This window comes from Micromonospora sp. WMMC415, assembly GCF_009707425.1.
Lineage (GTDB): Bacteria > Actinomycetota > Actinomycetes > Mycobacteriales > Micromonosporaceae > Micromonospora.
The window spans coordinates 3,418,135-3,429,851 of sequence record NZ_CP046104.1 but is presented as its reverse complement, the minus strand read 5'-3'; the positions used below and the strand labels follow the sequence as shown (position 1 = coordinate 3,429,851).

General features: G+C 73.0%; 11 protein-coding genes. 6 read left to right on the top strand and 5 right to left on the bottom strand.

The genetic code is table 11. The annotated features are described in order from the left end of the window. Nucleotides 1-54: 54 nt before the first annotated feature. From GKC29_RS16195 to GKC29_RS16170, 6 genes are all read left to right on the top strand, one after another. The gene (locus GKC29_RS16195) at nt 55-660 is read left to right on the top strand and encodes a TetR family transcriptional regulator (protein ID WP_370463255.1); all 606 of its coding nucleotides are present in this window, start codon (nt 55-57) and stop codon (nt 658-660) included. A gap of 84 nt (nt 661-744) precedes the next feature. Next, a complete protein-coding gene (locus GKC29_RS16190; RefSeq protein ID WP_155331626.1) occupies nt 745-1,179 on the top strand; it encodes a Fur family transcriptional regulator in 435 nt (144 codons plus the stop codon). 33 nt (nt 1,180-1,212) lie between these two features. Continuing rightward, nucleotides 1,213-3,414: a catalase/peroxidase HPI gene (katG, locus tag GKC29_RS16185; protein WP_155331625.1), complete on the top strand. Its 2,202-nt coding sequence runs from the start codon at nt 1,213-1,215 to the stop codon at nt 3,412-3,414. 129 nt (nt 3,415-3,543) lie between these two features. Continuing rightward, nucleotides 3,544-4,791, top strand: coding sequence for a MalY/PatB family protein (locus GKC29_RS16180; protein ID WP_155331624.1), 1,248 nt, complete (start codon nt 3,544-3,546; stop codon nt 4,789-4,791). 58 nt (nt 4,792-4,849) lie between these two features. Next, nucleotides 4,850-5,266 (top strand): hypothetical protein, encoded by a 417-nt coding sequence (locus tag GKC29_RS16175; protein ID WP_155331623.1) that lies wholly within the window; start codon nt 4,850-4,852, stop codon nt 5,264-5,266. A 7-nt stretch (nt 5,267-5,273) separates the two neighbouring features. Further along, complete coding sequence (locus GKC29_RS16170) at nt 5,274-6,317, top strand: polyprenyl synthetase family protein (RefSeq protein WP_155331622.1); 1,044 nt, start codon at nt 5,274-5,276, stop codon at nt 6,315-6,317. Nucleotides 6,318-6,376: 59 nt separating this feature from the next. On the opposite strand, the gene GKC29_RS16165 is transcribed toward GKC29_RS16170, so the two are convergent. The 5 genes from GKC29_RS16165 to GKC29_RS16145 are packed head-to-tail and all read right to left on the bottom strand — an operon-like array spanning nt 6,377 to nt 11,522. Further along, nucleotides 6,377-7,048 carry an ABC transporter ATP-binding protein gene (locus GKC29_RS16165; RefSeq protein ID WP_155331621.1) on the bottom strand — a complete coding sequence of 224 codons (672 nt, stop codon included), beginning with the start codon at nt 7,046-7,048 and terminating at the stop codon, nt 6,377-6,379. Further along, nucleotides 7,045-8,043 (bottom strand): ABC transporter ATP-binding protein, encoded by a 999-nt coding sequence (locus tag GKC29_RS16160; protein WP_155331620.1) that lies wholly within the window; start codon nt 8,041-8,043, stop codon nt 7,045-7,047. The genes GKC29_RS16165 and GKC29_RS16160 overlap by 4 nt, the downstream gene beginning before the upstream one ends. Continuing rightward, nucleotides 8,040-8,909, bottom strand: coding sequence for an ABC transporter permease (locus GKC29_RS16155; RefSeq protein WP_155331619.1), 870 nt, complete (start codon nt 8,907-8,909; stop codon nt 8,040-8,042). Before GKC29_RS16155 ends, GKC29_RS16160 begins: the two co-directional genes overlap by 4 nt. Further along, a complete protein-coding gene (locus tag GKC29_RS16150) occupies nt 8,902-9,972 on the bottom strand; it encodes an ABC transporter permease (RefSeq protein WP_230688645.1) in 1,071 nt (356 codons plus the stop codon). The genes GKC29_RS16155 and GKC29_RS16150 overlap by 8 nt, the downstream gene beginning before the upstream one ends. Next, entirely contained in the window at nt 9,939-11,522 is a 1,584-nt protein-coding gene (locus GKC29_RS16145; RefSeq protein ID WP_196255627.1) for an ABC transporter substrate-binding protein, read from the bottom strand. The genes GKC29_RS16150 and GKC29_RS16145 overlap by 34 nt, the downstream gene beginning before the upstream one ends. Nucleotides 11,523-11,717: the final 195 nt, after the last annotated feature.

Here is an 11,717-nt window from a genome sequence, read left to right as displayed (position 1 = left end):
AGCCCGGACCCCGGCGACGTGGTATCAATGCCCGGCGAGGTTCGGGCAGGAAGGATGGCCGCGTTGACCGACACCGCCGAACTCTCCCGCGCCGACGCGACCCGCGCGCGACTGCTCGAGGCGGCCGTCTCCGCGTTCGCCGAGAAGGGCTTCCACGGCACGACGACCCGCGACATCGCCGCCGCGGCAGGGCTGAGCCCGGCCGCGCTCTACGTGCACCACAAGTCGAAGGAGGAGCTCCTCTACCTGATCTCACGATCAGGGCACGACCACGTGCTCCGGTTGGTGCGGGACGCCGCCGCGTCGTCCGACGACCCGGCCACCGCGCTACGGCGGCTGGTCCACGACTTCGTGGTCGTCCACGCCCGGGACCACATCAGCACCCGCGTCGTCAACTACGAGCTGACCGCGCTCAACCCCGAGCACCTCGCCGAGATCCGCGCCGTCCGGCACGGCATCGAGCAGGCGATCCGCCAGCTCATCGAGAAGGGCGTCGCCGCCGGGGTCTTCGACACGCCCGACCCGCGGATGGCGGGCGCCGCGCTGATGTCGCTCGGCGTCGACCTCGGCCGGTGGTACCGCGACGAGGGCGGCTGGAGCCCCGAGCACATCGCCGAGCAGTACGCCGAGATGGCGCTGCGCATCGTCGGCGCCCGCTGAGACCCGGGACCGAGGCACCCGCCACCCCGACGCGCCGCCGGTTTCTTGATGCATTCAAGAGAAAAGTGGAGCATACTGCGCATCATGGCCACGACGGCGGAGTTCGAGCGCATGCTACGCGGCGCCGCGCTCCGCGTGACCCGGCCACGGCTGGCGGTGCTGGACGCGGTGCACCAGCATCCGCACGCCGACACCGACTCGATCATCCGTGCCGTGCGCGGAGACCTTCCCGAGGTGTCCCACCAGGCCGTGTACGACGTGCTGCGGGCGCTGACGGCCGCGGGTCTGGTACGGCGCATCCAGCCAGCCGGATCCGTGGCCCGCTACGAGTCGCGGGTCGGGGACAACCACCACCACCTCGTGTGCCGCTTGTGCGGTGCCATCACCGACGTCGACTGTGCCGTCGGTGGGGCGCCCTGCCTGACCGCGTCCGACGACCAGGGCTTCTCGATCGACGAGGCCGAGGTCACCTACTGGGGCGTCTGTCCCGGGTGCGTCGCGGCACCGGCAGCCAGTTGACCGGACAAGAGACAAGACAGGAGATGGACCGACGTGCCTGAGCACGGCAGCGAGAGCGAGAACCCGGCAATCCCCTCCCCGACCCCCAAGCCAGACCGGCGACCGCAGACCAACCAGGACTGGTGGCCAAATCAGCTGAACCTTCAGGTTCTCCACCAGCACTCGCCCCGGGCGAACCCGCTGGGCGAGGACTTCAGCTACCCGGAAGAGTTCAAGAAACTCGACGTCGAGGCGCTGAAGCGGGACATCTTCGAGGTCATGACGACGTCCCAGGACTGGTGGCCCGCCGACTACGGCCACTACGGGCCGCTCTTCATCCGGATGAGCTGGCACTCCGCCGGCACGTACCGGATCGAGGACGGCCGCGGCGGCGGTGGCGACGGCGCCCAGCGCTTCGCCCCGCTCAACAGCTGGCCGGACAACGCGAACCTGGACAAGGCACGCCGGCTGCTCTGGCCGGTCAAGCAGAAGTACGGGCAGAGCATCTCCTGGGCCGACCTCCTCGTCTTCGCCGGCAACTGCGCGCTGGAGTCGATGGGGTTCCGGACGTTCGGCTTCGGCTTCGGGCGCGAGGACGTCTGGGAGCCCGAGGAGGTCTTCTGGGGACCGGAGGACACCTGGCTCGGCGACGAGCGCTACAGCGGCGACCGGGAGCTCTCCGGTCCGCTGGGCGCCGTGCAGATGGGCCTGATCTACGTGAACCCGGAGGGGCCCAACGGCACCCCGGATCCCCTCGCCGCCGCCCGGGACATCCGCGAGACGTTCCGTCGGATGGCGATGAACGACGAGGAGACCGTCGCCCTCATCGCCGGCGGTCACACGTTCGGCAAGACCCACGGCGCCGCCCGGGCCGACGAGTACGTCGGCCCCGAGCCCGAGGGCGCCCCGCTCGAGGAGCAGGGTCTGGGCTGGCGGAACACCTTCGGCTCCGGCAAGGGCAAGGACACGATCACCAGCGGCCTCGAAGGCGCGTGGACCCCCACCCCGATCACGTGGGACAACAGCTTCTTCGAGACCTTGTTCGGCTTCGAGTGGGAGCTCTGCGAGAGCCCCGCCGGCGCGAAGCAGTGGAAACCGAAGGACGGGGCCGCCGCGGACGCCGTGCCCGGCGCCCACGACCCCTCGGTCCGGTACGCCCCGATGATGGCGACGACCGACCTCGCGCTGCGCATGGACCCGACGTACGAGCAGATCTCCCGGCGCTTCATGGCGAACCCGGACCAGTTCGCGGAGGCCTTCGCCAAGGCCTGGTACAAGCTCCTGCACCGCGACATGGGACCGGTGTCGCGCTACCTCGGCCCGTGGGTCCCGGAGCCGCAGCTGTGGCAGGACCCGGTCCCGGCGGTCGACCACGAGCTGGTCACCGACGAGGACGTGGCCGCCCTCAAGCGCCAGCTCCTCGCCTCGGGGCTGTCCGTCGCGCAGTTGGTCCGCACGGCGTGGGCGGCGGCGGCGAGCTTCCGCGGCACCGACATGCGCGGCGGGGCCAACGGGGCCCGGATCCGCCTCGAACCGCAGCGGAACTGGGAGGTCAACGACCCGGCCGAACTCGCCACGGTGCTGCCGACGCTGGAGCGGATCCAGCAGGAGTTCACCAGCGCCCAGTCCGGCGGGAAGAAGGTCTCGCTCGCCGACCTGATCGTCCTCGGCGGGTGCGCGGGCGTCGAGCAGGCGGCCCGGAACGCCGGGCACGACATCACGGTCCCGTTCGCGCCGGGGCGTACGGACGCCTCGCAGGAGCAGACCGACGTCGAGTCCTTCCGGGTGCTCGAGCCGAAGGCGGACGGGTTCCGCAACTACGTCCGGGCGGGTGGCAAGCTGCCGCCGGAGACCCTGCTGCTGGACCGGGCCAACCTGCTGAACCTGACCGCCCCGGAGATGACGGTCCTCATCGGCGGCATGCGGGCCCTGAACGCCAACGTGGGGCAGACGCCGCACGGCGTCTTCACCGACCGGCCGGAGACGTTGACGAACGACTTCTTCGTCAACCTGCTCGACAACACCACGGAGTGGAAGGCGTCCACCTCCGCGCAGAACGTGTTCGAGGGCCGGGACCGCGCCACCGGGAAGGTCAAGTGGACGGCCACCGCCGTCGACCTGGTCTTCGGTGCGAACTCCCAGCTCCGAGCCATCGCCGAGGTCTACGGCGGTCACGACGCGCAGGGGAGGTTCGTCCAGGACTTCGTCACGGCGTGGGTCAAGGTCATGAACCTGGACCGGTACGACCTCGCCTGATCCCGAAGCGGCGGGCCCCGGTCACCGATGTGGCCGGGGCCTCCTCGTGCCCGGATCACTCCTCGCCGGCTCCGGCCCTCGCCGGGCCCGACCGGCGGGTGCCGTCGACGTACCGCCTAGGGTGGCGGCATGCCAGGCCCTGATCCGTCCGCCGGCGACTCGGTGGCGCAGAATCCGCTCACCCGGCTGACGCTGGCCGACCTCCGGCGGCGCACCAGTGTGAAGTGGCGCATGCACCCGCCCGACGTGCTCCCCCTCTGGGTGGCGGAGATGGACGTACCCCTCGCCCCCGCCGTGGCCGACGCGCTCCGCCACGCGATCGACCTCGGCGACACCGGGTACGCGCACGGCACGGCGTACGCCGAGGCGCTCGGCGACTTCGCCGCCGGCCGGTGGGAGTGGCACGACTTCCGCGTCGACCGCACGACCGTGGTGGCCGACGTGATGACGGGCATCGTCGAGGTGCTCCGGCTCGTGACCGACCCCGGCGACGCGGTGGTGGTGTGCTCCCCCGTCTACCCGCCCTTCTACGCGTTCGTCAGCCACGCCGACCGGCGGGTGATCGAAGCGCCGCTGGGGCCGGACCTGCGCATGGACGTCGCCGCTCTCGACGAGGCCTTCCGCCGCGCGCGGACGTACGGCCGCCGGCCGGCGTTTCTGATGTGCAACCCGCACAACCCGACCGGCGTCGTCCACCGCCGCGACGAACTCGAGGCCGTCGCCGAGGCGGCCGGCCGGCACGGCGTACGGGTGATCTCCGACGAGATCCACGCTCCGCTGGTGCTGTCCGGGGCGCGCTTCACCCCGTACCTCACGGTGGCCGGCGCCGAGAACGCGTTCGCCCTGATCTCCGCCTCGAAGGCGTGGAACCTCGCCGGCCTCAAGGCGGCGCTCGCCGTCGCCGGGCCACGGGCAGCCGCCGACCTGAGCCGGATGCCGGAGGAGGTCAGCCACGGGCCCAGCCACCTGGGCGTCATCGCGCACACCGCCGCGTTCCGCGCCGGCGGACCGTGGCTCGACCTCGTCCTCGACGGCCTGGACGCCAACCGCACGGCGCTGGAGACGCTGCTGGCGCAGCACGCGCCGGCCATCCGGTACCACCGCCCCGAGGGCACCTACCTCGCCTGGCTGGACTGCACGGCGCTGGGCATCGACTCCGGGCGGCCGACCGGCGAACCGGGCGTCGCCAGCGACATCGCCGGGCCCGCGAAGATGTTCCTCGACCGGGCCCGGGTCGTCCTCAGTTCCGGGCACGTCTTCGGCACCGGCGGGGCCGGCTTCGTACGCCTCAACTTCGCCACCTCGCCCGCGATCCTCACCGACGCCGTGACCCGGATGGGCCGGGCGGTCGAGACGCACCACGCGTCGGCCGGCTGAAGTCACCATCTCGACACACCTCTACCCCACCGCCTGCCGCGCCACGAACACTTCCGGTATGGAGAACAGCGAGCGTGAGCGCACGGACGAGCGTTTCGAGAAGGTGGCCGAGCAGACCTCCGAGACCGTGACCCACGCGGCCTCGGTGCTCGAGGAGGAACTCGCGGCGGGCATGGCCAGCGCGCGGCGGCTCGAGGAGCGGCTCAGCGCCAACCGCAGGGTGGACCCGGAGGCGTTCGACGAACTGGTAGGGCGGGTGCGCACGGACGGGCACGCGCTGATCGACACTGTGGTCGGGCAGCTGAAGACGTCGGACGACCAGCGTGGCGAGGTCATCCGCCGGTACACCTCCGACGCGCACGACGCGCTGGACACCGTACTCAACCTCGCGCGACTGCTGCCGGACATGGCGAACGGGCTCGCCGACCGGCTCACGCCGCCGGCCCGGCAGGACCCGACGCCGTCGGACAGGTGAGCGGGCGATGGCGTCGACCACCGGCCTGGCCGGTGGGCGCGTCGAGCACATCCTGGAGCGCTACCGGACGCTCGTGATCGGCGCGCTGCTCAACGACCTGCCCTCGGGCGGGCCACGCTACCTCTACGACCTGGTGGCCGAGTACCCACGGCGGTGGGGCAAGGGGCTGCGCGCCGCGCTGTGCCTCGCGACCTGCCGGGCGTTCGGCGGTGCGACGCCGGTGGGGCTCAACGCCGCCGTGACCGTGGAGCTGTTCCACAACGCGTTCCTCATCCACGACGACATCCAGGACGAGAGCGAGCGGCGGCGCGGGGCACCAACGCTGCACGCCGAGTACGGGGTCGGCGTCGCCCTCAACGTCGGCAACATGACGAACCTGCTGGCGCTGCAACGGCTCGCCGCCAACCGCGAGGCGCTCGGCTCGGGCATCGCGTGGCGGCTGTTCGAGGAGACCGAGCTGATGCTGCGCCACTCGTTGGAGGGGCAGGCGATCGAGATCGGCTGGATCCACGACAACGTCTGCGACCTGGACGCCGACGACTACTACCGGATGTGCCTGAAGAAGACCTCCTGGTACACGTGCATCTATCCGTGCCGGACCGGAGTCCTCGCCGCCACCGGGCGGCACGACGCGGTCGACATCCTGGACCGCTACGGCTGGTACCTGGGCGCGGCGTTCCAGATCCAGGACGACGCGCTCAACCTGACCGGCGACTACGCCCGGTACGGCAAGGAGATCGCGGGTGACCTCTGGGAGGGCAAGCGCACCCTGATCCTCATCGACTTCATGCGGAGGTGCACCGGCGACGAACGCGAACGGCTGGTCGGGTTCCTGAGCCGGACCCGGACGCAACGCACGGCGGCGGAGGTGCGCTGGCTGCACGGGCGACTCCTCGCGTACGACTGTGTCGAGTCCGCGCGCCGCAGCGCGCGGGAGCTGGCCGCGGCCGCACGGCGTGAAGGCCAACGGGCGCTGGGCGCGGCGGCCGAGACCGAGGACGGACGGTTCCTGCTCGACCTGACCGAGTACGTCGTGGAGCGCAGCCGGTAGACGACCGGCGCCCCGAAGCCGGACGCGAGGCTCGACGAACCAGGCCGGACGCGGCCCGGTCATGGCCCGACCGCGGGCGGAAGGTCGACGACGCGGGTCGCCAGGCGAGTCATCAGCGCGGGATCGTGGGTGATGAGGAGGACTCCGGCGTGGTGCCGCCGCTGGTAGTCGGTGACGACGGTGGCGAGATGGGCCTGGGTGGAGGCGTCCAGCATGGCGGTGGCCTCGTCGCAGAGCAGGTAACCGGGCCGGTGCACGAGCGCCCGGGCCAGGCAGGCGCGTTGCAGCTGTCCGTCGCTGACCGCGTGCGGGCGGCGGGTGAGCAGGTCCGGGGTGAGGCCGACGAGGTCGGCCAGCTCCGCCACCCGGGCCCGTGCCTCGCTCGTCGGGGTGCCGGTGGCGCATAGCGGCTCGGCGACGATGTCGGCGAGGCTGAGCCGCGGGTCGGTGGCGGCGCGCGGGCTCTGGAAGAGGATCGCGACCCGGGTACGGATCGCGGCCGGCAGCCGGTGCCGGGCTCCCGCCAGGGGCACGCCGTCGAGGGTGACGTGCCCGGCGTCGGGCGCGTGCAGCAGGGCGAGGACGCGGGCGAGGGTGGACTTGCCGCTGCCGGACGGCCCGCGCAGCCCGACCGTCTCGCCGCGGGCGACGTGCAGGTCGACGCGGTCGAGGACGCGTTGCCGGCGGTACGAGACGGTGACCGCCCGGGCGGCGAGCGCGGCGGCGGTCATGCCGTCACCGGGTGGTGACAGGCGACCCGGCCGGAGCCGTCCGCGCGCAGGCCGGGCAGGGAGCGGCAGGTGTCGGTGGCGCGGTCGCACCGGGGGGCGAAGGCGCAGCCGTCGGGCAGGGCGGTGAGCATCGGCGGGTGGCCGGGGACGGGTCGGAAGGCGCGGTCGGGCAGGGCGTCGAGGAGCCCGGCGGTGTAGGGGTGGGCCGGGGCGTCGAACAGGGCGCCGGTGGGGCGGTGTTCGACGATGCGGCTGGCGTACATGACGGCGACGGTGTCGGCGACACGGCGGGCGGCGGCGAGGTCGTGGGTGATGAGCAGGACGGTGCCGCCGGTGTCGCAGCGGCGGCGCAGGAGTTCCAGGGTGTGGTCGGCCAGGGGACGGTCGAGGCCGGTGGTCGGTTCGTCGGCGAGCAGGAGCGCCGGGTCGGGGGCGAGGGCGAGAGCGGTGGCCAGGCGCTGGGCCATGCCGCCGGACAGTTCGTGGGGATAGCGGTTCAGGTCGGCGGGGTCCAGGCCGACGTCGGCGGCGAGCCGGGCGGCGGCGGCGGGCGCGTCGCGGCGGGTGTGACCGTGCGCGCGCAGCGTCTCCTCCAGCAGCCGCCGTCCGGTGCGGACCGGGGTGAGCGCGGTGGCGGGGCTCTGCGGTACGAGACCGACGACGCGTCCGCGCACCGTACGGGCGAGGTGCCGTTCACCGCAGCCGGTCAGGTCGACGGGGTCTCCGGTGTGCGGGCGCAGGCGCGCGTGGCCGGTGACGGTGGCGTTGCCGGGCAGCAGGCCCAGCAGCGCGTGAGCGAGCACGGACTTGCCGCACCCGGACTCCCCGACCACGGCGAGGAGCTCGCCGGGTTGAAGGGTGAGGTGCAGGTCGGTGACGGCGTGGACGGTGGCGTCGGGGAGACGGAACCGGACGGTCAGTCCGTCGATCTCCAGAAGTGGCGGGCGGCGGCCGGTGCCGGTCCCGGTCGTGGCGAGGGGCGCGGTGGTGGTCACAGGTTCAGCTCCGCTCGTACGCGGGGGTCGAGGCGGTCACGCCACCGGCCGGTCAGGGTGGCCAGGGCGAGGGTGACCGCGACGAGGGCGAGGCCGGGGACGATGCTGGCCCACCAGGCGCCGGTGAGCAGGGACCGCTGCCCGTCGTTGATCATGTTGCCGATGGAGGCGAGGTGCGGGGGCAGGCCGAGACCGAGGAAGGACAGGGCGGTCTCGTGCCAGACCGCGTGCGGGACCATCAGGGTGGTCGCCAACGCGAGCCGGGGCAGCACGTGCGGGAGCAGGTGGCGGGTGAGGACGCGGGCCCGGCCGGCACCGCCGGAGATCGCCGCGTCGACGAAGGGCCGGGTGCGCAGGCTGAGCAGCTCGGAGCGGACGATGCGGGCGGTCGACAGCCAGTGGGTCAGCCCGATGGACAGGATCACCGCCCCGAGGCTGGGTCGCAGCATCGCGACGACGAAGATGCCCAGCAGAAGGTGCGGCAGCGCGGCGATCGTGTCGACGACGCGCATCAGCACCCGGTCCACCGTACCGCCGACGGTGCCGGCGACCGCGCCGACGAGGCCGCCGATGACAGTGGCCACCAGCGCGGCGACCGCGCCGACGAGCAGGGAGACGCGCAGGCCGTAGAGGCTGCGGTGGGCGACGTCGCGGCCCAGGTCGTCGGTGCCGGCCGGGTGCTGCCAGGAGGGGGCGAGCCGGACGCGGGACAGGTCCACGGCGCTCTGGTCCAGCGGCCAGAGGACGGGGGCGAGCAGGCAGGCGGCGAACGCCACGGCAAGCACGCCGGCCGCGACCGTGGCCCCGGTGCCACCGGAGCGCCGCCGCCACCGTCGGGCGCGAGCGGGCAGGGCGAGGTCAGTCATCGAGGCGTACCCGGGGATCGGCGGCGGAGTAGGCGAGGTCGGTGGCGAGGTTCGCGGCCAGCACCACGACGGTGGTGGCGAGTGTGGTGGCGGCCAGCAGCGGGAAGTCGGCGCCGAGCGCGGCCTGCACGGTGACCGCCCCGACGCCGGGCAGGGAGAACACGGTCTCCACCAGCACGGCGCCACCGACCAGCTCGGGCAGGTGGGTGCCGACCAGGGTGAGGAACGGCAGCAGCGCGGTGCGCAGCGCGTGGCCGAACAGGACGGTGCGGCCGGGCAGGCCGCGGGCGCGCGCGGCGAGGACGTGGTCGTCGCGGAGGCTCTCCGCGACGGCGTCGCGGATGAACAGCACGAACCACGGCGCCTGGGAGACCGCCAGCACGGTCACGGGCAGGATCAGGTGCCGCGCCACGTCCGCGGGATCCGTGCCGGTGCTCCGGATGTCGGTGAGCCCGCCGGCGGGAAGCCAGCCGAGGGCGAGGGCGAACACGGCGATCGCCGCGAGCCCGATCCAGAACACCGGCATCGACTGGACGGCGTACGCGGTGGCGCGCAGCGCGCGGTCGAACCAGCCGCCGCGCCGGTACGCGGCGAGGGTGCCCAGCAGCACGCTCGCCACCAGCACCAGGGCGAGCGCGGTGCCGACGAGCAGCAACGTCCAGCCGGCGCGGGCGGCGAGGACCGAGGTGACCGGCTCGTGCCGGCTGGTCGACCAGCCCAGGTCGCCGTGGAGCAGGTTGCCGACCCAGCGGGCGTACTGCACCGGCAGCGGGTCGTCGACGCCCCAGTTGGCGCGGATCTGGGCGAGGTTCTCCTCGCTGGTGGTGAAAGCGGCGGCGCCGGCGTACTGCTGGGCGGGGTCGATCGGGGAGGCGGCGCCGAGGGCGAACATCCCCATGCTGGTCGCGGCCAGCACGGGTACGGCGACCAGGGTCCGGCGGCGGATCACCGCGCCGGCGCCGGCCCACCGCCGCCGCCCGTCCCGGACCCGCGCCGGGGGTGCCGTGTCGACCGGTGACGTGGTGGTGGTCACGGCTTCGTCGTCCAGGTGTGGACGTTCCACCAGAGGCTGTTGGCCACGTCGTGCTCGTGCGGCTCCACCCGCGGCGTCACACCCGCCACCGTGTCCTTCACGACGTAGGTGTGCTGCAGGTAGGTGAGGAAGACCCACGGCACGTCGGCGGCGAGCTGCTTCTGGAAGGTCGCGTACGCGGCCTTGCGGGCCGCCGGATCGGTGCTGTCGCGGCCGTCCTGCAACGCGTTGTCCACCACGGCCGACCGGTACGAGCCGGGGTTGAAGAAGCCCTGCCCGGCGAAGGCGGAGCTGAACAGCTTGTAGGAGACGAAGTCCGGGTCGTACGGGGTGCCGTAGCCCATGATCAGCGCGTCGGTCTTCATCCGGGGGGTGATCGCGTCCCAGGTCAGCCCCTCCGGCGTGACCTTGACGCCGACCTTCTTCGCGTCGGCGGTGACCGCGAGGGCGAGTTCCTTGCGCAGGCTGTCGCTGGCCGGGTACATCAGCGTGAACGCGGCCGGCCGGCCGGCCTTGACCCGGATGCCGTCCGGACCGGGCTTCCACCCGGCGGCGTCCAGGATGGCGGTCGCGGCGGCCGGGTCGGCCGTGGCCGCGCCGACGACGGACGGCTCGGCGAACTCCGACGACGGTGGCACCGGCCCGAACGCCGGTTCCCCGGCCCCGCCGAGCACACCGGTCACCATCGCCCGCCGGTCCACCGCCGCGGTCAGCGCCCGCCGCACGGCGGGATCACCGGTCACCGGGTTGCCCATCGGCAGCATCACCCCGCGGTAGTCGGCGGTGGGTACCCGCTGCACCCGGTAGCCGCCCTGCCCGTCGAACCCGGCGGCCAGCTTGGGCGCCAGCTCGGCCGCGTCGAACTCGCCGGCCCGCATCCGCTGGGCGCGGACGTTGTCGTCGGCGACGAACGCCACCACCACACCGGAGTTGGCGGGCCGGCCGCCCCAGTAGGTTTCGTTGGCCGCCAGCACGAGCCGGTCCCCCGGCGTCCACGACGTCACCCGGTACGGGCCGGTGCCCACCGGCTTCCGGTTGAACTCCGCCTTGTTGACGTCCTGGCCGGCGAACGCCTTCGCGGGGACGATGCCCAGCGCCAGGCGCTGGAGGAACGGTGCGTACGCGTACTTCAGCGTGAACACCACGGTGGACGGGTCCGGCGCGACGACGGAGGCGAGCATGTCCAGATCCGAGCGCAGCGTCGAGTCGACCTTCGGGTCCAGCACCGCCTGGTAGGTGAACACGACGTCCTGCGCGGTGAGCGGGCTGCCGTCGTGGAACAGCACCCCCTCACGCAGCTTGGCGGTGACCGTCCTGCCGTCCGCCGACACGGCCGGCAGCTCGCGGGCCAGGGCCGGAACGATCTGGTTGCGGGCGTCCCGGGCGACCAGACCGTCGAAGATCAGCGAGCCACCGTCCACGCCGTAGTTCAGCACCGGGTTCAGCGTGTCCGGCTCCCCCGCCGTCGCCACCACGACGGTGCCGGCGCCGTCGGACCCACCGGAGGGCGTCGCCGACGACGAACAACCGGCGACGGCGAGGACGGCGGCGACGGCCGCCGCCGTCACACGAGCGGACATGCGCTTACCCATTTGACGTGCTCCCGAGGTTGTGCGGTGCGGTGCGGCCCGCTGATGCCAGCGTTACGCAGTTGCCATATCTTCGCAATAGCCTCGGGAGTCGCGATCATCGGGTCGCCGGTCGCCGCGAACTGAGACGCGACGATCCGCCAGCGGAACGCGTGGTACGGGCAGGTGCCCGGGGAGGCAGCTAGT